Source organism: Vreelandella songnenensis, assembly GCF_003002925.1.
In the GTDB taxonomy this organism is placed as follows: domain Bacteria; phylum Pseudomonadota; class Gammaproteobacteria; order Pseudomonadales; family Halomonadaceae; genus Vreelandella; species Vreelandella songnenensis.
Genome location: NZ_PVTK01000001.1, coordinates 151810 through 176524, shown reverse-complemented (window position 1 = coordinate 176524; position 24715 = coordinate 151810). Strand labels below are relative to the sequence as shown.

Below are 24715 nucleotides of genomic sequence, written 5' to 3'. Positions count from 1 at the left end.
CATGCAAAGGAGAGATCGTGTTCACCTTGAGTGCTTCCACGTTACGCCCGCTGTTCAAGGCCGAGCAGGTACGGGAACTGGATCGCCGCACCATTGCCGGCGGTATCGAAGGCTTCGCCCTGATGCAGCGGGCCGCTTCCAGCGCCTGGCACAGCTTCCGGGCACGCTGGCCCCAGGCGCGTAGCGTCACGGTGGTGTGCGGCAGCGGCAACAACGGCGGCGACGGCCACGTGCTGGCCGCGCTGGCGATCCAGTCCGGGCTCAAGGTGCAGCGTATCTCTCTCAAGGCGCTGGATGAGCTTGCCGGCGATGCCGCCCGTGCGGCGGAGCTTGCTACTTCTGCCGGGGTGGGTTGCGAGCAGTGGCATGCAGAGTGCGTATTTACCGGTGAAGTCATTGTCGATGCCCTGCTGGGTACGGGGCTGCGTAATGAAGTGACCGGGCCTGCCCGCCAGGCGATTGGCGCCATCAATGCTGCCCGTCAGCCTGTGCTTGCGATCGATATCCCCTCGGGGCTTGCCGCCGACACCGGCGCGGTGCTGGGTGAGGCGGTGCAGGCCGATGGCACGGTGACGTTCATCGGCGACAAGGTTGGCCTGCACACCGGCGAGGCGCCAGCCTACACCGGTGAGATCGACTTTCGCCCGCTGGGCGTCAAGGCCGAGGTCTTTTTCGATATCCCGCCGTTTGCCTGGCGTCTTGATGAAACCTGGCTGAAAGAGGCGTTTGCGCCGCGCTCGCGCACCAGCCACAAAGGGGACATGGGGCACGTGCTGGTGCTGGGCGGCGCGCCGGGCTTTGGTGGTGCGGCGCTCTTGGCGTCTCAGGCAGCGGCGCGGCTGGGGGCTGGCAAGGTTAGCTTGGCCACCGCCCCGGAGCATATTACGGCGAGCCTGATACGCTGCCCGGAGGTGATGGCCCACGGCGTGCGCGGGGTGGCAGATATTGACGAGCTGCCCCAGCAGGCCGATGTGCTGGTCGTGGGGCCGGGCACGGGGCAGGGCGCCTGGGGGCAGGCAGTGCTCCAGCATGCCCTGGCCGCCAACGCGCCGCTGGTAGTGGATGCCGATGCGCTCAACCTGCTGGCCAGCCACTGGCCCGATGAACGGCGCGACAACTGGATTCTGACGCCACACCCCGGCGAGGCCGCGCGCCTTCTGGGCTGCTCGGCCGCCGAGGTCCAGGCGGACCGGCCTGCCGCGGCGCGCGCCTTGCAGAAAGCCCGCGGCGGGGTGGTGATTCTCAAGGGCTCGGGGAGCCTGGTGGCAAGCTCGGCAGGCCTTGCGGTATGCCCGTATGGCAACCCGGGTATGGCCAGTGGCGGCATGGGTGATGTGCTCAGCGGTATGCTGGGTGCCCTGGTGGCCCAGCGTGGCGAGGTGGAACAGAGCGCCTGCCTGGGAACCCTGGTACACGCGCTGGCCGCCGATCGGGCGGCAAAGGGTGCAGGAGAACGTGGCTTGCTGGCAAGCGATCTGGCATCCTATGCGCGAGAATTGATCAACCCGTAAAGGCAGCCCGCATGCAGGTGCAATTGGATAATGAAGAGGCGCAGGTCGCCTTTGGTGAAGCGCTGGGACGCGCATTGCAGGGACGTGGGCGCGTTTATCTCGAAGGCGACCTGGGCGCCGGCAAGACGACCTTGACCCGCGGGATCCTGCGCGCCTACGGGCATGAAGGGGCAGTCAAGAGCCCTACCTACACGCTTGTTGAACCCTATGAGTTTGGGCTCAAGCGTGTCTATCATCTGGATCTTTACCGTTTGGCAGACCCTGAAGAGCTTGAGTTCATCGGTGGGCGCGATGTGCTGTCCGACGATGCGCTATGCATTATCGAGTGGCCAAGCCGTGGCGAAGGCTGGCTGCCTGCCCCGGATCTTCGCCTTTCGCTCGCGGTGGGCGAGGTGGGGCGTCAGCTGACGCTGCGCGCCGAGAGTGCGCAGGGCAAGGGTATCCTTCAAGCGCTTGATGCACATGTTTCTTCTCATCAGTCACAGGACGGTGCTCGCCATGCCGAGTAAACACATGGCTTGCCTGGGGCGTCTATTGATGCCTGGACTGGTCGCGCTGCTGGCCGGCATGTCATCGGCCCACGCTGCCACCGTTGAAAGCATGCGGCTATGGGCGGCGCCGGACCACGCGCGCCTGGTGTTCGATCTTTCCGGCGCCACCAATGCCAACGTCTTTTCACTGGCGAACCCGGACCGGCTGGTCATCGACCTTGACGAGAGCCGCCTGGATACCGACGCCTCCACGCTGCCCCTTGAAGGAAGTGCGATCGAGGCCGTACGCACCGGGGCGCGGGACGGCGGCGGGCTGCGCGTGGTGCTGGAGCTTAATCGTTCCGTCGAGCCGCGCCATTTTGTTCTGCCGCCCAACGATCAGTACGGACATCGCCTGGTGGTGGATCTCGAATACCCGGGCGAGAGCGCGGTCGAAAACCCCATTGACCCTATCGAGGCAATGATTCGCGATCAGGAAATGCTCGCGCAGCGCAGCAATACCCAAGCCCAGGCGCAGGTGCCGGGCAGCGAAGCCTCGCCCGCTCCGGCAACGCCTGCCCCGGTGGAAGTGCAGCCTGCCCAGCCCCACCCACAGCGCGATATCATCATCGCCATCGACCCCGGCCATGGGGGGGAGGATCCGGGGGCCATCGGCCCCGGCGGTACGCGCGAGAAGGATGTGGTGCTGGATATCGCCCGCAAACTGGCAGCAGATGTCAACGGCACGCCAGGCTTCAAGGCGGTGCTGATTCGCGACGGCGATTATTACGTGGGCCTGCGCCAGCGTACCCAGCTGGCCCGTGAGCAGAAGGCGGACTTCTTCGTATCCGTGCACGCCGATGCCTTCAGCAGCCCGCGCCCGGAAGGCAGTTCGGTGTATGCGCTTTCCCAGCGAGGCGCTACGTCTGAAACTGCCCAGTGGCTGGCCGACAGCGAAAACCGCGCTGATCTGATTGGCGGCGTCGATGGCAACCTGTCGCTGCGCGACAAGGACCAGGTGCTGCGCGGCGTGCTGCTCGATTTGACCATGACCGCCACGCTCAACGACTCGCTGTCGATTGGCGGGCAGGTGCTGGAGCAGTTGGGTCGGATCAATCGGCTGCACAAGTCGCGCGTAGAGCAGGCAGGCTTCATGGTACTCAAGTCGCCGGATATCCCCTCCCTGCTGGTAGAGGTCGGGTTTATTTCCAACCCGAGCGAGGAGCGCCGGCTGCGTGATCCGGTGCACCAGCAGGGGCTTGCGGATGCCATATTTGGCGGCCTGCGCGCTCACTTCGAACGCAACCCGCCGCCGGCCAGCCGGCTTGCCTGGCAGCGTGACCATCAGCGTCAGCCCACGGGCAACGAGTACCGTATTCAGTCCGGGGATACGCTCTCCTCGATTGCGGTGCGCCACGGCGTGCCGGTAGGCCAGCTGCGTCAGGCGAATGATCTGAACGGCGACGTCATTCGCGTCGGCCAGGTCTTACGTATTCCCAACTCTTGAGGTGCCTGTGTCCGAGTTGCCTGCATCACCGCGTATTCATGTGCTCGACCCTCGCCTGGCCAACCAGATTGCTGCCGGGGAGGTGGTCGAGCGTCCCTCTTCGGTGACCAAGGAGCTGATCGAGAACGCCATCGATGCGGGCAGTCAGCGTATCGAAGTGGAGATCGAGCAGGGCGGTGCGCGGCTCATCAAGGTGCGCGATGACGGTATTGGTATTGGCGAACAGGATTTGCCGCTGGCGCTGGCGCGCCATGCCACCAGCAAGATCGGCAGCCTTGAAGATCTGGAAGGCGTCAGCTCGCTGGGGTTTCGCGGCGAGGCGCTAGCCTCGATCAGCTCGGTGTCGCGCCTTGAACTTGTCTCCAACGCCGAGGACGATCCGCGCGGCGGCTGGCGCGTGGTGGCCGAAGGGCGGGGAATGGAAGCGAGGGTGACGCCCGCCCCGCACCCGCGCGGCACCAGCGTGGCGGTGCGCGATCTGTTCTTCAATACGCCGGCGCGGCGCAAGTTTCTACGCACTGAAAAGACCGAGTTTGCCCACGTGGAAGAGGCGTTTCGGCGCCAGGCGCTGTCGCGCTACGACATCACCTGGGTGCTGCGCCATAACCAGAAAGTGGTGCATCAGCTGCCTTCCGGCCACTCGGCGGCCGCCCAGGAGCGGCGCATTGCTTCACTGCTGGGCAAGAACTTCATCGAGCATGCCCGCTATATCGAACGCGAAGCGGGCGGGCTGCGCCTGAACGGCTGGGTGGGGTTGCCTACCCATTCGCGCTCCCAGGCGGATCAACAGTACTTTTTCGTCAACGGCCGCGTGGTGCGCGACCGGCTGGTCGCCCATGCGGTGCGCCAGGCTTACCGCGACGTACTGTATAACGGCCGCCATCCGGTATTCGTGCTGTACCTGACCCTCGACCCGGACGTGGTAGATGTCAACGTGCATCCGACCAAGCACGAAGTACGCTTTCGCGATGGCCGAATGGTGCATGATTTTCTCTACTCCAGCCTGCACCACTGCCTGGCCGCGTCCAGGCCGGCCGAAAGCGATGCGCAGGAGGGTGCTGAAGCGCCTCAGCCCCTGAATGCTTCACCTGCCGAGCCGGGGGCTGGCGAAGACGCCGCGGCCAACTCGCCAGAATCGGGTAAAGCGTCTGGCACGTGGCAGCAGCAGGGCATGGCGCTTGCCCCGCCGCAGGCACCCGACCGCCACCCGGGAGCGGAAAAGGTGCGGCGCTTCATGCAGGGGTATCAGGCGCTGCATCCCGGCCACGAAGAGACGCTGCTGACGCCTCAGGCGCCAGGCGCGAGAGCTGGCGAGGCGTTATCCGCCAACCAGGTGCGCGAGGCGCCGCTGGCCATGCCGGAAAGCGACCCTGCCAGCGCACCGCCGTTGGGTTTTGCGCTGGGGCAGCTGCATGGCATATACATTCTGGCTCAGAACGCTCAGGGGCTGGTGCTGGTGGACATGCACGCCGCTCACGAACGCATCGTGTATGAACGCATGAAAGACCAGCTGGCAGCGGCAAACGGTATCGATACGCAGCCGCTGCTGGTGCCGGTTTCGCTGGCCGCCAGCCGGGCAGAGGTGGCCACTGCCGAAAGCGAGCAGGAGGCCATTTCCAAACTTGGCATAGAGCTGGATATCGCCGGGCCGGAAACGCTTCTGGTTCGCCAGCTACCGGCGCTGCTTGCCCAGGCGGACCCCGAAGCGCTGGTACGTGAAATGCTCGAGGAGCTGGCCCGTTTTGGGCGCACCCACCAGGTGGAAGTGCGGATCCATGAGCTGCTCTCTACCATGGCCTGCCACGGCAGCGTGCGCGCCAACCGGCGCCTGACCGTAGCCGAAATGAACGCGCTGCTGCGTGATATGGAGCGCACCGAGCGCAGCGACCAATGCAACCACGGCCGGCCCACCTGGACTCAGATGAGCATGAAAGCGCTGGATAAGCTGTTTCTGCGCGGCCAGTAGTTTCTTACCCTTCTTTCAAGCATGGCGGAGTTTGCCACCCTATGGCTGATACGCGCCCCTGGGCGATTTTCCTGATGGGCCCGACCGCGGCCGGCAAGACCGATACGGCGATAGCGCTGCACGAACGGCTGGGCCATGAGTTGATCAGCGTGGATTCCGCCATGGTCTATCGCGGCATGGATATCGGCAGCGCCAAGCCCAGCGCCGCAGAGCTTGCCCGCGCGCCCCATCGGCTGATCGATCTGCGCGATCCGTCAGAGCCCTATTCCGCGGCAGATTTTCGTGAAGACGCACTCTCCGAGATGCGACAAATCAGCGCGGCGGGCAAGGTCCCGCTGCTGGTGGGCGGCACCATGCTGTACTACAAGTGCCTGGTGGAAGGCGTGGCAAAGATGCCCGCGGCCGACCCTGCCATCCGCGAGCAGCTGGCACTGAAGCGCGAAGCCGAGGGCCTGGGCGCACTGCACGAAGCGTTAAGGCAGGTGGACCCGGTGTCGGCTCAGCGCATTCATCCCAACGACCCCCAGCGCATGATGCGCGCGCTGGAGGTCTATTACTCAACCGGCAGGCCCATGAGCGCACTATGGGCAGAACAGCAGCCGGAAACCTTTCCCTGGCGGGTGTTGTCGATAGCTCTGTCGCCCGCGGACCGAAGCGTTTTGCATGGCCGCATCGAAAAACGTTTCACCACGATGCTTTCAGAGGGCTTGATAGAGGAAGTAAGCGCCCTCAAAAAGCGTGATGACCTGCATATCGATCTTCCCGCCATGAAAAGCGTCGGCTATCGGCAGGCATGGGAATATCTGGACGGCGAGTACGATTACCCTACGCTTAAAGAGCGCGGAGTGATCGCGACGCGTCAGCTCGCCAAGCGTCAGCTGACGTGGTTGAGAAGCTGGAAGAATCTCAACTGGATTGATTCGCAGCAGGGCGACGTGGTGGATAAGACGCTGAAATTCGTGCGTGAAAGCGGTGCTTAGCGTAAGATAGTGATTTCGTAAGCGAGTGTTTTCGAGCGGCCATGTGACCAGGCCTTTCGGGCAACAGATTGCGGCGTAGCACCAGTAGGGCACGCCATTAATAACCAACCCCAACGACAGTTTTAGGGAGAGCAACATGTCCAAAGGGCAGTCCCTTCAAGACCCATACTTGAATATTTTGCGCAAAGAGCGCATTCCGGTCTCCATCTTTTTGGTCAATGGCATCAAGCTGCAAGGCCAGATCGAATCCTTTGACCAGTTTGTCATTCTACTGCGTAATACCGTAAGTCAGATGGTTTATAAACATGCTATTTCCACGGTGGTGCCGTCACGCAACGTGCGTTTGCCGGCACAGGATCCAGCCGCACCCGATGCGGACATTTGACACCGCTGGATGAGCAATAGAATCCTCGAGGTATTGATTGTTTTTTGAGCGCCCAGAAGCCGGTGAAACGGCGGTACTTGTTCACGTAGACTTTCACGATGAGCAGGCACGTGAAGACCCAGGTGAGTTTCTTGAGCTCGTGCGCTCTGCTGGTGCAGAGCCTGCGACGCTACTCACCGCCAGTCGTCAGCGCCCGGATTCCCGGACCTTTATCGGTTCGGGCAAACTGGAAGAGCTGCGAGCCATGCTCGCGGCTCATCAGGCTGAACTGGTGATCTTCAATCACAGTTTGAGTCCTTCCCAACAGCGCAACCTTGAGCGTGAGCTCAAATGCCGGGTTCTTGACCGTACCGGTCTTATCCTGGATATCTTTGCGCAGCGGGCACGAACCCATGAAGGTAAGCTGCAGGTCGAGCTTGCCCAGTTAGAATACATGTCTACTCGCCTGGTGCGCGGGTGGACGCACCTTGAGCGCCAGAAGGGCGGGATCGGCCTGCGCGGGCCCGGCGAAACACAGCTGGAAACCGACCGTCGCCTGCTCCGAGGACGTATCAAGGCCATCAACAAACGCCTGGATAAAGTGCGTAGCCAGCGTGAACAGAACCGCCGGGCACGCGCCCGCGCCGAGATTCACAGCGTATCGCTGGTGGGCTATACCAATGCGGGTAAATCGACGCTGTTCAATGCGCTGACCGATGCTGAGGTATACGCCGCGGACCAGCTGTTTGCCACGCTGGACCCGACGCTCAGGCGTCTTGAAATCGAAGATGTCGGCCCCGTGGTCATGGCGGATACGGTGGGGTTTATCCGCCATCTGCCGCACAAGCTGGTCGAGGCTTTTCAGGCCACGCTTCAGGAAGCCGCCGAAGCCACGCTGCTGGTCCACGTGATCGATGCGGCCGACCCCGACCGCGAACTGAATGTCGATCAGGTCGAGTACGTGCTAAAAGAGATTGGCGCGGACAGCGTGCCGGTACTCAAGGTCATGAACAAGATCGACAAGCTTGACAGCGCCCCGCGTATCGAACGCGACGGCCATGGCGTGCCCGAGGTCGTCTGGCTTTCGGCCCAGCAGGGGCAGGGGCTGGAGCTGCTTCACGAAGCGCTCACCGAGCGACTGGCTAGTGACGTTATCGGCTTCTCGCTCACGCTGACCCCGGAACAGGGCAAGCTGCGCGCCGGGCTGCATGAGCTTAACGCCGTGCGTGAGGAGGCGTTTGATGAGCAGGGGCACTCGGTACTGGATGTGCGCCTGCCTCGGCGCGATTTCAATCAGTTGATGGCCCAGCTTGGCGAGCGCGCCAATACGTATCTGCCTGAAGCGCTGCGCGAAACGGATGAGTGGTAACAGGCTACCCATCCGACTTCGCAGCGTCTGATCGTATGACGATGGTAATAACAAATTGAGATAGCAATAATTTCAAAAAAGCGCGGGGTGCTGCTACGGCAGGCCCTGCGCAGGTGAGCACCTTAGTGGAGACGAAGTATGGCCTGGAATGAGCCTGGTGGTGGCAACCAGCATGACCCATGGAGTGCTGGCGGCCGACGCGGTGGCAACGACGGTGGAAACCGTGGTGGCAACGATGATGGCAACCGCGGAGGGGGCGGTGGCAACAACAACGGCGGCAACAATCAAGGGCCTCCCGACCTTGATGAAGCACTCAAGAAATTTCAAGACAAGCTGAACGGCATGCTTGGCGGCGGTGGCAAGAAGGGCAAGGGCAGCGGCGGCAACAAGGGTGGCGGTAGTGGTAAACCGCGTAACGCGCTGGCTCTGCCTGGCCTGCTGGTGGTCGTGGCGCTGGCTATCTGGGCAGCTTCCGGCTTCTATCTTGTCGACCAGTCCGAACGTGGTGTCGTGCTGCGGTTTGGTGAATATCAGGGCATCGTCAATCCCGGTCTGCAGTGGAACCCGCCGCTGATCGACGACGTGCGCATGGTCAACGTCACCCGCGTGCGCTCTGTCTCCCAGACCCAGTCGATGCTGACTCGCGACGAGAATATCGTCGAAGTGGAAATCTCGGCACAGTATCAGGTCGCTAATCCGAAGGATTTCGTGCTCAACGTGCGCGACCCGGCGCTTTCCATCGAGAACGCACTTGATTCCGCTCTGCGTCACGTGGTTGGCGGTACGGACATGATCGATATCCTGACCTCTGGTCGTGAGATTCTGGGTAGCTCGGTCGCCAGCCGTCTGCAGACGTACCTTGACGCCTATGGCGCGGGTATCAATCTGCAAACCATCAACATCGAATCTACCTCGGCACCTGCGCCGGTCATCGATGCTTTTGATGACGTTATTCGTGCCCGCGAAGATCGTCAGCGCACGATCAACGAAGGCATGGCCTACGCCAACGCGATCATCCCGGCTGCCCAAGGTCAGGCTCAACGCGTAGTCGAACAGGGTCAGGGTTATCGCGAATCGGTCGTGGCCGAAGCGCAGGGTCAGGCCAACCGCTTCAATGCGCTGTTGACCGAGTACCGCAATGCGCCGGAAGTCATGCGCGAGCGCATGTATCTGGATGCCATCGAGGAAGTGTTTGGCAATACGCCCAAGGTGCTTCTGGATGTAAGCGAAAACGCGCCGCTCATGTACCTGCCGCTGGACCAGATGCGCGGCAACAGCGAGCGCAGCAGTTCTACCGATGGTAACAGCAGCAACAACAGCAGTAATGCCGGTGGTGAAGAGCTCGACCCGCGCGTGATCGAGAACCTGCGCAGTGGGCAAGGCAGCAGCAATTCATCCTCAGGCAATAGCTCCATCCGCAGGGAGGGCCGGTAAATGATTAACAATCGATCCCTGCTAATTGTAGGTACCCTGGCCGCCGTTGCATGGCTTGCCAGCAACACGCTGTACGTCGTCGATGAAACCGAGCGCGCGGTCAAGCTGCGCTTTGGTGAGGTGGTTGAAGAGAACATTCAGCCAGGGCTTCATGCCAAGATGCCGATCGCGCAGACGGTGCGCAAGTTCGATACGCGCCTGCTGACCCTGGATACCGATACCAGTCGTTATCTGACGCTTGAGCAGAAGGCCGTCATCGTCGACTCCTACGTCAAGTGGCAGGTGGTCAACCCTACCCGCTACTACGAAGCCACGGCGGGCGACGAAATGATGGCCATTCGCCTCATTCAGCCGCGTGTTGACGAGAGCCTGCGTAACGAGTTTGGCCGTCTGAACCTTCAGGAAATCATTGCTGAGCGCCGTGATGACCTGATGATTGGCCCGACTGAAGAGCTGGACCAGCTGATGCGCGAAGAGCTGGGGGTGGCGATTCGCGATATTCGTATCAAGCGTATCGACCTGCCTGACGACGTTTCAGCCGCTGTATTCGAGCGGATGCGTTCAGAGCGTGAGCGCGAAGCGCGTGAATGGCGTGCCCAGGGTCAGGAAGAGGCCGAACGTATTCGCGCCAACGCCGACCGTCGCCGCCAGGTACTTATTGCCCAGGCGAACGAGCGGGCAGAAACCCTGCGCGGTGAAGGTGACGCCGAAGCGGCCGGCATCTTCTCTGAAGCCTATGGCCAGGATCAGGAATTCTTCGCCTTCTGGCGCAGCCTGAACGCCTACCGCGACAGCTTCTCGGGCGATGGCAACCTGCTGGTACTGGAGCCTGACAGCGACTTCTTCCGCTACCTGCGCAGCGCTTCTCCCAACGCAGGGGAAGGCGGCGACGAATAAGCCCACGTAACAACAGGCAGGGATGAACAGTGCCGCATGACGCAGGCGGGGTTCATCCCGGTGTTAAACGTGGTAGACTTAATTGAACCGGGCGTTCGCCCGGTTTTTTTGTGGCCCTCATTCAGGATTTGTGCGTTTATCGCGTCCGGGGCCTTCATCGTCTTGCAGGATTGTTGACATGACCATCGCTGACCGCTGGCTGCTGCCCGACGGCATGGATGAGGTGCTGCCGCCTCAGGCAAGCCGCATGGAAGAACTGCGCCGTGCGCTGCTCGACCTCTACCATTGCTGGGGCTACGACCAGGTAATGCCGCCACCGGTGGAGTTTCTGGACTCCTTGTTGACCGGTACCGGTACCGACCTTGACCTTCAGACTTTCAAGCTGACTGACCAGTTGACCGGCCGCATGATGGGTGCCTCGGCGGACGTGACGCCGCAGGTGGCGCGCATGGATGCCCACTCGCTCAAGCGCCAGGGCCCGGTGCGGCTTTGCTACTGCACCAACGTGCTACGCGCCAAGGCCGATCAGCATCAGGGCGGGCGTAGCCCGGTTCAGGTAGGCGTCGAGCTGTTTGGTCATGCTGGCCTCGAGGCCGATAGTGAAATCATTCACCTGGCGCTCTCAAGCCTGAAGGCCGCGGGCGCCGACGAGATACACCTGGCGCTTGGTCATATCGGTATCTATCGTAGCCTGGTGGAAGCCGCCGCCCTCAGCGATGAGCAGGAGAGTGCTTTATTCGAAGCGCTGGCCCTCAAATCGCCGGGCCAGTTGGCCGAGCAGGTAAGCGCCAGCGTGGGCGATCCGGTGCTGGCGGATATGTTCATGGCCTTGGGCGAGCTGCACGGCGATACCGGCATACTCGGTCAGGCGCGTGAGCGTTTTGCCGGGGCGCCAGTGTCGGTCACCGCCGCGCTTGATCAGCTTGATGCGCTCTACCAGGGCATACTGGCCCGCTTTGACGTGTCACTCTATTTTGATCTTGCCGAGCTTCGCGGCTATCAGTATCACACGGGAATGATGTTCGCCGCTTACGTGCCAGGCTACGGCCATGCGTTGGCCAAGGGCGGGCGTTATGATGATACGGGTCGCGCCTTTGGCCGCGCCCGGCCTGCCACCGGCTTCTCCATGGATCTGAAGCAGCTGGCATCATTGGCGCTGGCATCACCCGCCAATGGCGCAATCTGGGCACCTGCGCAGGAAGATGAGTCTCTCAATGCGGTTATAGTCGCACTGCGAGAGCAGGGAGAACGCGTGATTCAAGCGCTGCCTGGGCAGCGTACTGGGCCGGCGGAGCACGACTGTGACCGCCGTCTTGAGTTTATCGATGGCTGTTGGCAGACAACGGCCCTGACACAAGAGACGAGTGCATAATGGGTAAGAATGTCGTAGTCCTGGGTACCCAATGGGGTGATGAAGGCAAAGGCAAGATCGTCGACCTGCTCACCGAGTCAGCGGCGGCGGTAGTGCGTTTTCAGGGCGGCCATAACGCCGGCCATACCCTGGTGATCGACGGTGAGAAAACCGTTCTTCACCTGATCCCTTCTGGCGTACTGCGTCCAGGCAAAACCTGCGTGATCGGCAACGGGGTGGTGCTTTCCCCCGAGGCGCTGATCAAGGAGATCCGCGAGCTTGAAGACAAGGGCGTACCGGTGCGCGAACGCCTGCGCCTGTCGCCGGCCTGCCCGCTGATTCTGCCATACCACGTGCGTCTTGATCAGGCGCGTGAAAAAGCCCGCGGCGTTGCCAAGATCGGCACCACGGGCCGTGGTATCGGCCCGGCCTATGAAGACAAGGTAGCCCGCCGCGGCCTGCGCCTGGGCGACATGCTTCACCGCGAGCGTTTTGCCTCCAAGCTGGGTGAAGTGCTGGATTATCACAACTTCGTGCTGGTCAATTATCACGGCGAGCAGGCAGTCGATTTCCAGGAAGTGCTGGACAGCGCCATGCAGATGGCCGACGAGCTGCGCCCGATGGTGTGCGACACGGTCAGCATGGTGCACGACCTGCGCAAGGCCGGTGAGAACATCCTGTTTGAAGGTGCCCAGGGCTCGCTTCTGGATATCGACCACGGCACCTACCCGTTTGTTACCAGCTCCAACACCACCGCAGGTGGTACGGCTACGGGCTCCGGCGTAGGCCCTCTCTATCTGGATTACGTGCTGGGTATCACCAAGGCGTACACCACGCGCGTGGGTTCTGGCCCGTTCCCCACCGAACTGTTTGACGACCACGGCCGCCACCTGGCTGAGCGTGGTCACGAGTTTGGGGCTACCACCGGCCGCCCGCGCCGCTGCGGCTGGTTTGATGCGGTGGCCCTGCGCCACGCGGTACAGATCAACTCGGTCTCCGGCATCTGCCTGACCAAGCTTGATGTCCTCGACGGACTGGAAAACATCCGCGTCTGCGTGGGCTATCGCAGCAAGGATGGTGACGTGCTGGACAACCCGGTCGATTCAGAAGGCTATGAAGCCGTCGAGCCGGTGTATCACGACCTGCCGGGCTGGAAAGAGTCGACGCTGGGTGCCAAGAAGGTCGAAGACCTGCCGGCGAACGCGCGCGCTTATATCAGTTTCCTGGAAGAGCAGGTGGGTACCAGTATCGACATCATTTCAACCGGCCCCGACCGCGTTGAAACCATCGTGCTGCGTAACCCGTTTGACGGCGAATGATACGCATCAGAACAGGCAGGCTCTGCGTGTAAGCGATTGGGCCGCTACGAAAGGGGCGCTTCGGCGCCCCTTTTGCGCTCTTTGCTATCTGAATAATTAGCGTTTAAAAATCGATACCCCGCCGCGCCTGCAAACCGTTGTTGAACGCGTGGCGCACTTCCTGCATTTCCGTCACGGTATCGGCCATGGCGACGAGTTCACGGTGCGCATTGCGCCCGGTAATGATGACGGTCTGCTCACGCGGGCGGTTTTCAAGCGCGGCCTTGACGGTGGCGATCTCCAGATAGCCAAACTTGAGCATGTAAGTGATCTCATCCAGCACCACAAGGTAAGTGTCTGGGTCGGCCAGCATGCGTTCGGCGTCTTTCCATACTGCCTGGCACGCTTGAGTGTCGGCTTCACGGTTTTGCGTATCCCAGGTGAAGCCGGTGGCCATGATGGCTACTTCAAGGTTGGGGTCGGCTTCCAGGCGGTTGCGCTCGCCGCACTCCCAAAGTCCCTTGATGAACTGCACAACGCCTACCTTGTAACCGTAGCCCAGAGAGCGGGTGACGGTGCCCCAGGCGGCGGTGGTTTTACCCTTGCCGTTGCCGGTATTGATCAGCAGCAGGCCGCGCTGCTCGGTGGCATTGGCCACTTTTTCGTCCACGCGGGCCTTGAGCTTTTCCATGGATGCCTTATGGCGCGTATTACGGTCTGTCATCGTTGCTCCTGTACCGCGTCGGTCGATTAACACGCCTATAGGTTACGGTATGTGGCTGATAATGCGTAGCCGGCGGATAAAGCGGGTGCCGCGGGGTGTTTTTGACTAACGCATGTGGAATTTTTGGAACGAATCGGCAACAGGATTAGCCGGTAGGGGGCTTGCTGCTCTAAAATAACGAGTCATGTCTTGCTAGGATAACTGTCATGCCCTCATTTGATATCGTCTCGGAATTTGATCAGCACGAAGCTACCAATGCCATTGACCAGGCCAATCGTGAAGTACAGTCACGCTTTGATTTCAAAGGCGTTGACGCAAGCTTTGCCCTTGAAGGTGAGAAAGTCCAGCTGGAGGCCGAGGTTGATTTTCAGCTCAAGCAGATGCTGGACGTACTGCGCGGCCGATTGATTGCACGGGGTATCGATGCGCGCTGCATGGATATCAAGGACCCGGAGCTTTCCGGTGTAAAGGCCCGCCAGGAAGTGGTACTCAAGCAGGGGCTTGATCAGGCCGAAGCCAAGGATGTGGTCAAGCGTATCAAGGCAAGCAAGCTCAAGGTACAGGCGCAGATCCAGGGCGAGAAAGTCCGTGTGACCGGCAAGAAGCGCGACGACCTTCAAAGCGTGATGGCCTTGCTGCGTGGCGAAGAAGGCCCCGAATTGCCGCTGCAGTTCGACAACTTCCGCGACTGAGTCTATTCGCGACAGCAACTATTCGCGACTAAACATACAAGGGCAGCGCCGCCGCGTTGCCCGATTCCCGACCTTCAACAATCGTTTACCACAGGAGCTACGCACTATGTCTGATCCGCAGCCGGTTTATTTAAGCGACTACCAGCCGCCCGCCTATCGCGTTACCCATACCGAGCTGACGTTTGATCTTGACCCTGCCGCCACCCGTGTAAAAGCGCGATTATTGATTGAACGCAACGACCAGGCCGATGGCAAGGCGCCGTTGGTGCTCGAGGGCGAGCATCTGACATTGATTTCGCTTGCCATTGACGGCACGCCGCTCACTGAATCCGAGTATCGCTTGGATGATCACGGCCTTGAAATTCATGCCGTGCCGGCCAGCTTCAGCCTCGAGAGCGAGGTCGAAATCGCCCCCAGTGCGAACACGGCGCTGGAAGGTCTGTACCAGTCAAGCGGCATGTATTGCACCCAGTGCGAGGCGGAAGGTTTTCGGCGGATTACCTTCTACCCGGACCGCCCGGATGTCATGGCGACCTTTACCGTTACGGTGATCGGGGACGCCCAGCGCGAACCAGTGCTGCTGGCCAATGGCAACCCGGTAGAGCGGGGCGAGCTTGAAAATGGCCGCCACTTCGTAAAATGGGACGACCCGCATCCCAAGCCCTGCTACCTGTTTGCTCTGGTGGCGGGCAATCTGCACAAGGTCGAAGATACTTTCACGACCATGAGCGGGCGCAACGTGACGCTACAGATCTGGGTCGAGAAGGAGAACCTGGATAAAACCGAGCACGCCATGGCGTCGCTCAAGCGTTCCATGACCTGGGATGAGCAGACCTACGGCCGCGAGTACGATCTCGACCTGTTCATGATCGTGGCAGTCAACGACTTCAACATGGGCGCCATGGAAAACAAGGGGCTGAACATCTTCAACTCCGCCGCCGTGCTGACTCACCCGGATACCGCCACCGATGCCGCGTTTCAGAATGTCGAAGGCATCGTGGCCCACGAATATTTTCACAACTGGTCGGGCAACCGTGTCACCTGCCGCGACTGGTTCCAGCTATCGTTGAAAGAGGGCTTCACGGTCTTTCGCGACCAGTGCTTTTCCGCCGATACCAACTCGGCGCCGGTCAAACGAATCGAAGACGTGTCTTTTTTCCGCACTGCCCAGTTCGCCGAAGATGCAGGCCCCACGGCGCACCCGGTACGCCCGGATCACTATATCGAAATCACCAACTTCTACACCCTGACCATCTACGAGAAGGGCGCTGAGGTTGTACGCATGCTGTGTAATCTGGTCGGGTGGGATGCTTTTCGCCGCGGCGCCGATACCTACTTCGAGCGTTTCGATGGCCAGGCGGTCACGATTGAAGACTTCGTGAACTGCATGGCCGAGGCGTCCGGTGAAGACCTCGGTCAGTTCATGCGCTGGTACTCTCAGGCCGGTACGCCGGAAATCGATGCCTACGGTGAATATGACTACGCCCATAGCGAATATCATCTCACCCTGCGTCAGCGCACTCCGGCAACGCCGGGGCAGACTCAAAAGCAGCCGCTGCATATCCCGGTGCGGATGGGGCTTGTCGGCACCAAGTCCGGGCAGGATCTGACGCTGACCCTGGCAGGCGAGAAGCTAGGCAAGGATGCCGTCGTCCACCTGCGTGACGACGAGCAGACTTTCGTATTTACCGATGTGGCCGAGGCGCCGGTGCCGTCATTGCTGCGCGATTTCTCGGCGCCGGTAAAAATGCATTTTCCCTACTCCCGCGAGGATCTTGCGTTTCTGCTGACGCACGACAGCGACGGTTTCAACCGCTGGGATGCCGGTCAGCGCCTGGCCATGCTGGCGCTGGATGACCTGATCGCCGCTCATCGCAATGGCGTTGAAAAAGTCATGGATACGCGAGTGACGGACGCCTTTAAAACATTGCTGACCGGGGCCGGAGCAAGTGCAGACAAGGCCGTGCTGGCCGAGATGCTGACCCTGCCCTCAGAAGCTTACATTGCCGAGCAGCAGCCCATTGTGGATGTGGATGCCATCCACGCGGCGCGGGAATTCGTGCGTCAATCACTGGCATTTGCGCTGCGTGATGAGTTCATGGCGGTCTTTGAAGCCAATCGCTCGGACGAGCCCTATGCGCCTACGCCTGAACAAATCGCCAAGCGCAGCCTCAAGAACGTAGCGCTTGGCTACTTGATGGCGATTGAGGATGATCAGGCCATCGCTTTCTGCCAGGAGCAGGTGGCGGCCAAGCACAACATGACCGACGTGCGTCATGCGCTTACGCTTCTGGTGCACAGCGACCGCGACGACCTTTCCGGCCCGGCACTCAAGGCGTTTGGTGAAAAGTGGGCGCATGATCCGTTGGTAATGGATCAGTGGTTTACCATTCAGGTGACCAGGCCGCAGCCTGATGTACTCGAGCGGGTGGAGTTTTTGATGCAGCACCCGGCGTTTTCACTTCGCAACCCCAACAAAGTACGTGCGTTGGTGGGCGCTTTTGCGCAGAATCGAGTCAACTTCCATCGCCTGGATGGAAAGGGATATGCACTACTGGCCGATGTCGTCATCGAGCTTAACCGTCTGAATCCCGAAATCGCCGCGCGGCTGGTGACTCCGCTTACCCGCTGGCAGCGGTTTGACGAAGCGCGCCAGGCGCTCATGCGTCACCAGCTTGAGCGGATCAAGCAAGAGCCGCTATCTTCTAATGTATACGAGGTAGTCGCAAAAGCGCTGGCGTGAGCAGTACCAGCCCTTCAACCATGAAAGGAATGCATTGGTGAAAGACTCACAGCAGCGTTTTTTACTTATTGTGAACGGTAAGTCTGCCGGTAACCCGGCATTACGCGACGCTGTTGAAGAGCAGCGCAACGCAGGGATGCATATTACCGTACGCTCGACCTGGGAAGGCGGCGATGCGGCGCAATTTGCCGAAGAGGCGTTTGACGCGGGTATCACGCATGTCATTGCCTGCGGTGGGGATGGTACGGTCAATGAGGTGGTCAATGGCTTGATGCGCGTGGCCCATGACAAGCGCCCGGCGCTGGGTATCGTGCCGCTGGGAAGTGCCAACGATTTTGCTACCTCAACCGGGCTACCGCTGGAGCCGGGGCCTGCGCTTGCGGCGGCGATGACGCTGAATGCCTATCCCGTCGATGTAGTGCGCGTCACCGCCGAGGAGGGCGAGGCGAGTTCCACCAAGTACTACGTCAACATGACCACCGGCGGGTTTGGCGCTGAAATCACCTCCACGACCCCCAAGACGCTCAAGCGGTTGCTGGGAGGCGGTGCCTATTCGCTGATGGGCGCCCTCAAGGCCTGGCGGCATCGCAGCTATCGCGGCACGTTGCACTGGAGTGATCAGGAAGAAGCGGCATCGCTGCTGCTGCTGGCCATCGGCAACGGCCGCCAGTCCGGTGGCGGCCAGGTGCTGGCGCCCCGCGCCAAGCTCGACGATGGGCGTCTCGATATACTGCTGGTTCGGGATTTCAGCTCGGTGACCGAGCTGCCGACGCTGGTGAGCGAGCTGCAGAGCTTTCCGGCAAACGGCGAATTCGTGCGCTATTTTACGGCGACCCAGCTCACCGTCACTACCCAGCGCGACGACCCGGCCTGGCCGCTGACGCTGGATGGCGAGGCGTGTCAGTACGACCGCTTTAGCGCCGAAGTGGTGCCCTTGGCACTGCGCGTACTGTTACCCGAAGGCTGTGCGCTTTTGTCGACCAACGATCGGCATTGATGCGCGGTCTTTAAACGAGTTATTCAAGGAGAGGGAAATGGTTAATCGTCTATGGATACCCGCTGTTGCGGCGCTGTCGCTGTTGCTCAGCGCCTGCGGAGATTCCCAGGAAGAGGCCAATGTAGCGCCTGACGAATCATCGGTGGCCGATGATGAAGTGGTGCAGGAGCAGGAAGCCCCGGCAGCCGCCGAGAATGCAGCCGAGATGCCAAGCCCCGACGAGATGGAAGATGATGTCGAGGCGCGCCAGGCTGCTGAAGAGCTGGAGCGTGCCGAGTCGCTACGCGGCGATATGCAAACCGACCCGGCCGCACGCGATGAAAGCGTGGCTGAAGAGGTCACCGCCAATGAGGATACGCTGGCAGCCGACCCCGATGACGTACTGGAGGAAGGCGGTGCCATGCCGGGCGAGGCCACGCGCTCGGATGTTGATGACATGATTGCCGAAACCGAGCAGCGCTTTCAAGAAGCGCAGCGTCGCCTGGAAGAGCAGTTTCAGGAAGTCGAGCAGCAGGACGCTGAGCGGCCAGCCGTGGATGAAGAAACCTTTACCACGGACTGGGAGGTCGAAAGCAGCCTGCCCGAAAGCACGCGCCTGGACGATAACCTTGAAGCCACCGATGTAGAAGCATTGATCGAGGATACCGAGCGGCGCTTTGAAGAGGCGCAGCAGCGCCTTGAAGAGCAGTTCAAGGAGATCGAGCGCGAGCATGACGATAGCCGTAGCCGCGGCGCTATTCTGGATAATGAAACTGACGCGGATTCGCGCTCTAATGGGCGCACACGGCAGACGCCGAGTGAAAACGAAGGTCAGTGAGGTTACCGGTCCTATAAAGAACGCGCACAAAAAAGGCCCGCTGAACGCGGGCCTTGCTTCATTCGCGGCTGCTTAGGCAGGACGAATGTTGGAAGCCTGAAGGCCCTTTTTACCCTGAGTCACTTCAAAGCTGACTTTTTGACCATCTTGCAGGGTCTTGAAGCCTTCAGCCTGAATTTCGGAGAAGTGGGCAAACAGATCGTCTCCGCCGTCATCGGGAGAGATGAAGCCGAAGCCTTTCGTGTCGTTGAACCACTTAACAGTACCAGTTGCCATTATGCGTTTCCTTAACGTGCTTATAATGTTCAGACAAGCAGTCATTGTGCCTGCCCGCTAAAACAATGTAGATGTAAAAAAATGGATCGTCCAGTGATGATCTAAAGTTTCTTCACCCCTTTTTGAGTGCCTTTTTATGACGTTAATGAGTCTGATGGATTCGCAGTTTGTGGCCTTCTTGATTGCCATTACGCTGCTGTCCATTACGCCTGGTGTCGATACGCTGCTGGTCATTCGCAATACCGCGCGGGGTGGGGTTCGTGACGGTGTAATCACCAGTGTGGCGATCTGCTGCGGCCTGTTTGTGCATGCGACCATTTCGGCACTGGGCATTTCGCTGATTCTGCTGCAGTCGGCCTGGGCCTTTCATCTGCTGAAGCTTGTCGGGGCGGGATATCTTGTATGGCTGGGGGTGACAAGCCTTCTAGCCGCACGGCGCGGTCAGCCTTTACCGGTGCAAGGTGTCGCGGGGGTGAAGAGCACCGTTTCCCTATGGCAGCCGGTAAAAGAGGGGCTGCTTTCCAATGTGCTCAACCCCAAGACCATCGTGTTTTACATGGCCTTCCTGCCACAGTTCATTTCTCCGGGGGACCCGGCGCTGTCGAAGTCGCTCTGGCTTGCAAGCGTACATTTCGTGATTGCCAATATCTGGCAGATTGGTGTGGTGCTGATGATAGGCAGTGCCGGCAAATGGCTATCAAGCCCGCGCTTTGCCCAGACCCTGAATGCGGCCACGGGATCGGTACTGATAGCCTTTGGTATTCGCCTGGCCATGGAGCAGCGCCCGGTTTGACCGGGCGCTCAAGGTAAAAGCCGAAAGATTAGCGCCGGGCCAGCAGGGCGCGGTCATAGCGCACCTGCTGCTCGTTTTCGCTGAGTAACGAAACGCCTTCACTATTGCCGCCATTGGCCAGACTTTCAAAGATGACCCGGTAGCTGAGTACCGCCTGTACATAGTCGCGGGTTTCCCGGAAGGGAATGCTTTCCACGAACAGGTCAAACGACTCCATTCCACTGCCCAGCCACTGATCCACACGCCCCGGGCCTGCGTTATAGGCCGCAGCAGCGGCCAGCCGGTTACCCTGGTAGCGATTCAGCTTGTCGCGCAGGTAAGTGCTGCCCAGGCGAATATTGAGTTCAGGGTCGAGAATGCCGTAAGGCCCCGGGTCGCTGATACCCAGTTGGCGGCTTACCAGGGTCGCTGTGCCCGGCATCAGCTGCATAAGCCCACGTGCACCGGCCGGCGACAGCGCTACCGGGTTGTAGGCGCTTTCACGACGGGTGATGGCCATCAACAGGTAGGGGTCCACGCCGGTCTGATTACCCCAGTGCATGAAACTGTCGCGGTAGGCCTGCGGAAAGCGCCAGTCCAGCGCATCCCACATGTTGCCGGCAATGGTGGTCTGCACCAGGCGCGCGTGCCACTGCTGGTGGTCGGCGTAGTCAGCCAGTGCGCGGGCCTGTTGATGCGAGCCGTTTTGCACCGCGTAGAGCCACTCGCTGTTGGCCAGGCCGTCTTCACCAATGCGCAGCAGTGCCTCGGTACGCTGTACCGCAGGTAGCTGCGCGGTGCGCTCGCGGGAGGCATCGTCGAAATGGTTGCGCTCCAGGTTGAGCTGGTAAGGCTGGCCCAGCTTTTCAGCCGCCGCAAAGCCGAAGAAGCTACGGTCCTCGGCCGCCTGGCGATAGCGAGCGGTGGCAGCATCCTGATTGCCCAGCTGCTCGTTGGCGCGCGCCAGCCAGTACTGCCAGCGGCTGTTCTCCTGCTGCCCGGCAGGCATGGCCGCAATCCAGCGTATCACGTCCTGCCAGCGGCGCTCGGCCAGGGCGCGGCGTACGCGAAGTTCAAGCACGCGCTCGCTTTCAAGCGAAGGGAGAACGCTGTCTACCCAGCTGATCGCCCCGGGTACATCACGCACCAGCGCGTAAAACGCGAGTTCTTCTTCAATAACCTGGCGGTCATCGGGCATCAGGTTCAGGTTGGGAGCCATGGTTTGCCAAGCGGCCAGCGCGGCGGGCGTATCTTCGCGGGTAAAGCGCTGCATGGCGGCCTGATAAAAGGCCGCAGTGGCCTTGCACTCTGGGCCAAGACAGGCAGGTGCGGAGAGAATCGCCCGCGTCTGGCTGCTTACCCGATCAGCGGTTTCGATGGCCGTTTGCCATTGACCGCTGAGCTGGCTGCTTAAATACGTCGACAGGCCTGCTTCACCGGCTTGCCAGGCGAGCATCTTGCGATCCCAGATAGCCGCTTCATCGATAGTGCCGTTGGCACGCAAGCGATTGAAAAGCGGGTCGCAGGCATCCGGTTGAGAATTGCCTTCAAGCCACAGGGCAAGGCCCGCCTCGGAAGCGGCCTGGGGCTGTGAATCCAGCAGTGCAGCGTAGTAGTAGCACTGGCGCGCAGTGCCAGCAGGCTCGCCGTCAGCCACAGCCAGTAAATCGCTGTAACGGCCCGCATGGCCGTACTTGGCAATGGCCTGGCCACGCAGCCACTCTGAAAGCGGCGAGTCGCCATGCCGGTCGATAAAGCCTTGAACCTGGCCGGGCGACAGGTTGGGCAATTGATTGCGCAGCCGATGGTACTCGACGTAGCCGCTGAGCACATGGCCCTCGATGGCGCGTTCATCCACGCGGTTCCACTGCTGTTGGCGCGCTGCTTCCAGCGCATCGCGCATGGCGGTATCGGAAGCGCCCCACGACACGGCGGGCAAGCCCACTAACAAGGCCGCGCAAAGCGCGCGAAAGGGAGTTCGAAATGGCGATGCCTGCATAGCACTCTCTCTTGATCGCTGACGGATTCACATCCGCTATAGTGAACTAAATGGTCAAATATTGTTCAGACAATCGTGACACTTGGAGGATTCAATTACGATGGCTCGATTATCCACTTGGTGGTTATTTCGTCGACTTAAATCCCGCGTGTGGGCAGTCAAGCGTATTGGCCGAGCGCTCAAGATCTTCGTGCCCATGACTCGCGATGTCATCGCGGGCCGCTTTCGTCCCGTACCCTGGTCGGCCTTTGGCATGATGGCGCTGGCGCTTGCCTATCTTGCCATGCCGTTTGATCTTATCCCCGATTTTATCGTCTTCATTGGTCTTATCGACGATGTCGTCATCGTTGGCTGGCTGCTCAACCGTATCGATCAGCGTCTGGCAGATTACCGCAACTGGAAAAATGGCAATATCGATATTGCCACTTCTGCACACACACCTTCTTGAAATCGCACCGCTTATCCCCATATTCAGTTCACACGAATTTTTGCGCCTGCCGTCAGGCGGGCGCACCCGGCACCATGTAATTGAAGAGGGCTAGGCGTATGACGACTGCGACCCACGAAGAAACTCTAGGCTTTCAAACCGAAGTCAAGCAACTGCTTAATCTGATGATTCACTCCCTGTACTCGAACCGGGAGATATTTCTGCGCGAGCTGATTTCCAACGCCGCCGATGCCTGCGACAAGCTGCGTTATGCCGCCCTGGATAACGACGCCCTGTACGAAGGCGACAGCGAGCTGCGCGTTGAAATCGAGCACGACCGTGAGGCCAATACCATTACCCTGCGCGATAACGGTATTGGCATGAACCGCGAAGACGTCATTGCCAACCTGGGTACCATTGCACGTTCGGGCACCGCTGAGTTTCTCAAGCAGATGTCCGGCGAGCAGCAGAAGGATGCCAAGCTGATTGGTCAGTTCGGTGTGGGCTTCTACTCCGGATTTATCGTGGCCGATGAGGTGGCCGTGCGCACCCGCAAGGCGGGCACTGAAGCCTCCGAGGGTGTCGAGTGGCGCTCCAGGGGTGAAGGCGAGTTCACCGTAGCCGATATCGAGCGTGAGACCCACGGCACTGAAATCACCCTGTATCTCAAGGAAGACGCCAAGGAGTTTGCCGACGATTACCGTCTGCAGAGCCTGGTACGCAAGTACTCCGATCATATCGAAGTACCCGTGCGCATGCCGAAGACGGAAACAGCCAAGGATGACGAAGGCAACGACATCGAGGGCAGCGAAGTCACGACCTGGGAAACCGTCAACGAAGCTACCGCACTCTGGGCGCGCCCCAAGAGCGAGGTCAGCGATGACGAGTACAAGGCGTTCTACAAGCATGTCGCCCATGACTTCAGCGACCCACTGGCCTGGAGCCATAACAAGGTAGAGGGCAAGCTCGAGTACACCAGCCTGCTTTACGTGCCGGGACGCGCACCGTTTGACATGTACGAGCGTGACGGCGCCCGTGGGGTCAAGCTCTACGTACAGCGCGTGTTCATCATGGACGACGCCGAGCAGTTCCTGCCACTCTACCTGCGTTTTATCAAGGGTGTGCTGGATACCCGCGACCTGTCGCTCAACGTTTCCCGCGAGCTATTGCAGCAGGACCCGCAGGTCGACAAGATCAAGGGTGCGCTGACCAAGCGCGCGCTTGATATGCTTACCAAGCTTTCCAAGGACAGCGAACAGTACCAGACCTTCTGGAACACCTTCGGCAGCGTGCTCAAGGAAGGCCCGGGCGAAGATTTCGCCAACCGCGAAAAAATCGCCGGTCTTCTGCGCTTTGCGTCCACGCACAACGACACGGCCACCCAGGATCAATCGCTTGCGAATTACGTCGAGCGCATGAAAGAAGGCCAGCAGAAGATCTACTACGTGGTAGCTGACAGTTTCAACGCAGCCAAGAACAGCCCGCATCTGGAAATCTTCCGCAAGAAAGGCATCGAGGTTCTGCTGCTGTCTGACCGCATCGATGAATGGCTGATGAGCCACCTGACCGAATTCGACGGCAAGTCGTTCGCGGATGTCGCCAAAGGCGAGCTTGACCTTGGCGACGTGGAAGACGAAGCCGAGAAGAAAGCCCAGGAAGAGACCGCCAAGGCCAAGGAAGATCTGGTCAAGCGGGTAAAAGAGGCGCTGAGCGACGGTGTTCAGGAAGTGAAGGTGACTCACCGCCTGACCGATTCTCCGGCCTGCGTGGTGCTGCCCGAGCACGAAATGGGCTACCAGATGCGCCGCATCATGGAAGCGGCTGGTCAGAAAATGCCCGAAGTGAAGCCGATTCTTGAGCTTAACCCGGAGCATGCGCTGGTCGCCCGGCTGGAAAGCGCCGAGGGTGAGCTCTTTACCCATCTGGCGCACATTCTGCTTGATCAGGCGATCATCGCCGAAGGCGGCCACCTGGACGACCCGGCGGCTTATGTGAAGCGTCTGAACAGCGTACTGACGGCGTAAACTCAGTCGCTTGATCTATCACGGCCCGTTTGGATTCCCAGGCGGGCCGTTTGTTTTGGTAAAGTAGTCAGATATTTGGCAAGACTCTTAGGACACT

21 protein-coding genes are annotated in these 24715 nt (G+C 60.3%); 18 read left to right on the top strand and 3 right to left on the bottom strand.

What is annotated here, in order from left to right; translation table 11 throughout:
* Nucleotides 1-17: 17 nt before the first annotated feature.
* From B0H98_RS00840 to B0H98_RS00790, 11 genes are all read left to right on the top strand, one after another.
* Nucleotides 18-1511 carry an NAD(P)H-hydrate dehydratase gene (locus tag B0H98_RS00840; RefSeq protein ID WP_106373179.1) on the top strand — a complete coding sequence of 498 codons (1494 nt, stop codon included), beginning with the start codon at nt 18-20 and terminating at the stop codon, nt 1509-1511.
* A gap of 11 nt (nt 1512-1522) precedes the next feature.
* Nucleotides 1523-2020 (top strand): tRNA (adenosine(37)-N6)-threonylcarbamoyltransferase complex ATPase subunit type 1 TsaE, encoded by a 498-nt coding sequence (tsaE, locus tag B0H98_RS00835; protein WP_106373178.1) that lies wholly within the window; start codon nt 1523-1525, stop codon nt 2018-2020.
* Between the two features lie 28 nt (nt 2021-2048).
* Nucleotides 2049-3488: an N-acetylmuramoyl-L-alanine amidase gene (locus tag B0H98_RS00830; RefSeq protein ID WP_244182959.1), complete on the top strand. Its 1440-nt coding sequence runs from the start codon at nt 2049-2051 to the stop codon at nt 3486-3488.
* 7 nt (nt 3489-3495) lie between these two features.
* Nucleotides 3496-5454, top strand: a complete 1959-nt coding sequence (mutL, locus tag B0H98_RS00825; RefSeq protein WP_106373176.1) for a DNA mismatch repair endonuclease MutL — start codon at nt 3496-3498, stop codon at nt 5452-5454.
* Nucleotides 5455-5495: 41 nt separating this feature from the next.
* Nucleotides 5496-6434 (top strand): tRNA (adenosine(37)-N6)-dimethylallyltransferase MiaA, encoded by a 939-nt coding sequence (gene miaA, locus B0H98_RS00820; RefSeq protein WP_106373175.1) that lies wholly within the window; start codon nt 5496-5498, stop codon nt 6432-6434.
* A gap of 136 nt (nt 6435-6570) precedes the next feature.
* The gene (gene hfq / locus B0H98_RS00815; protein WP_009099947.1) at nt 6571-6819 is read left to right on the top strand and encodes an RNA chaperone Hfq; all 249 of its coding nucleotides are present in this window, start codon (nt 6571-6573) and stop codon (nt 6817-6819) included.
* 37 nt (nt 6820-6856) lie between these two features.
* Nucleotides 6857-8167, top strand: a complete 1311-nt coding sequence (gene hflX, locus B0H98_RS00810; RefSeq protein ID WP_106373174.1) for a ribosome rescue GTPase HflX — start codon at nt 6857-6859, stop codon at nt 8165-8167.
* Between the two features lie 138 nt (nt 8168-8305).
* Nucleotides 8306-9601, top strand: a complete 1296-nt coding sequence (gene hflK, locus B0H98_RS00805; RefSeq protein ID WP_106373173.1) for an FtsH protease activity modulator HflK — start codon at nt 8306-8308, stop codon at nt 9599-9601.
* A complete protein-coding gene (gene hflC, locus B0H98_RS00800) occupies nt 9602-10498 on the top strand; it encodes a protease modulator HflC (RefSeq protein WP_106373172.1) in 897 nt (298 codons plus the stop codon).
* A 178-nt stretch (nt 10499-10676) separates the two neighbouring features.
* A complete protein-coding gene (locus tag B0H98_RS00795) occupies nt 10677-11870 on the top strand; it encodes an ATP phosphoribosyltransferase regulatory subunit (protein WP_106373171.1) in 1194 nt (397 codons plus the stop codon).
* Entirely contained in the window at nt 11870-13168 is a 1299-nt protein-coding gene (locus B0H98_RS00790; RefSeq protein WP_106373170.1) for an adenylosuccinate synthase, read from the top strand. Before B0H98_RS00795 ends, B0H98_RS00790 begins: the two co-directional genes overlap by 1 nt.
* Nucleotides 13169-13271: 103 nt before the next feature.
* On the opposite strand, the gene cobO is transcribed toward B0H98_RS00790, so the two are convergent.
* The gene (gene cobO / locus B0H98_RS00785) at nt 13272-13871 is read right to left on the bottom strand and encodes a cob(I)yrinic acid a,c-diamide adenosyltransferase (RefSeq protein ID WP_106373169.1); all 600 of its coding nucleotides are present in this window, start codon (nt 13869-13871) and stop codon (nt 13272-13274) included.
* A gap of 206 nt (nt 13872-14077) precedes the next feature.
* Between cobO and B0H98_RS00780 the strand changes: the two genes are divergently transcribed.
* From B0H98_RS00780 to B0H98_RS00765, 4 genes are all read left to right on the top strand, one after another.
* Nucleotides 14078-14563, top strand: a complete 486-nt coding sequence (locus B0H98_RS00780) for a YajQ family cyclic di-GMP-binding protein (RefSeq protein ID WP_106373168.1) — start codon at nt 14078-14080, stop codon at nt 14561-14563.
* A gap of 106 nt (nt 14564-14669) precedes the next feature.
* On the top strand, nt 14670-17306 hold the full coding sequence (gene pepN, locus B0H98_RS00775) for an aminopeptidase N (RefSeq protein ID WP_106373167.1): 2637 nt from the start codon (nt 14670-14672) through the stop codon (nt 17304-17306).
* 37 nt (nt 17307-17343) lie between these two features.
* Nucleotides 17344-18303 carry a lipid kinase YegS gene (yegS, locus tag B0H98_RS00770; protein ID WP_106373166.1) on the top strand — a complete coding sequence of 320 codons (960 nt, stop codon included), beginning with the start codon at nt 17344-17346 and terminating at the stop codon, nt 18301-18303.
* A gap of 37 nt (nt 18304-18340) precedes the next feature.
* Complete coding sequence (locus B0H98_RS00765; RefSeq protein ID WP_106373165.1) at nt 18341-19120, top strand: hypothetical protein; 780 nt, start codon at nt 18341-18343, stop codon at nt 19118-19120.
* Between the two features lie 72 nt (nt 19121-19192).
* Here B0H98_RS00765 and B0H98_RS00760 read toward each other — a convergent pair whose 3' ends face one another.
* Nucleotides 19193-19396, bottom strand: a complete 204-nt coding sequence (locus tag B0H98_RS00760) for a cold-shock protein (protein WP_007114660.1) — start codon at nt 19394-19396, stop codon at nt 19193-19195.
* A gap of 145 nt (nt 19397-19541) precedes the next feature.
* Between B0H98_RS00760 and B0H98_RS00755 the strand changes: the two genes are divergently transcribed.
* Nucleotides 19542-20189, top strand: a complete 648-nt coding sequence (locus B0H98_RS00755; RefSeq protein ID WP_244182958.1) for a LysE family translocator — start codon at nt 19542-19544, stop codon at nt 20187-20189.
* A 28-nt stretch (nt 20190-20217) separates the two neighbouring features.
* Here B0H98_RS00755 and B0H98_RS00750 read toward each other — a convergent pair whose 3' ends face one another.
* Nucleotides 20218-22167, bottom strand: coding sequence for a transglycosylase SLT domain-containing protein (locus B0H98_RS00750; RefSeq protein WP_106373163.1), 1950 nt, complete (start codon nt 22165-22167; stop codon nt 20218-20220).
* Nucleotides 22168-22267: 100 nt separating this feature from the next.
* On the opposite strand from B0H98_RS00750, the gene B0H98_RS00745 reads away from it, so the two are divergent.
* Both B0H98_RS00745 and htpG read left to right on the top strand, forming a co-directional pair.
* Complete coding sequence (locus tag B0H98_RS00745; RefSeq protein WP_106373162.1) at nt 22268-22615, top strand: YkvA family protein; 348 nt, start codon at nt 22268-22270, stop codon at nt 22613-22615.
* A gap of 98 nt (nt 22616-22713) precedes the next feature.
* Entirely contained in the window at nt 22714-24618 is a 1905-nt protein-coding gene (gene htpG / locus B0H98_RS00740) for a molecular chaperone HtpG (protein ID WP_106373161.1), read from the top strand.
* Nucleotides 24619-24715: the final 97 nt, after the last annotated feature.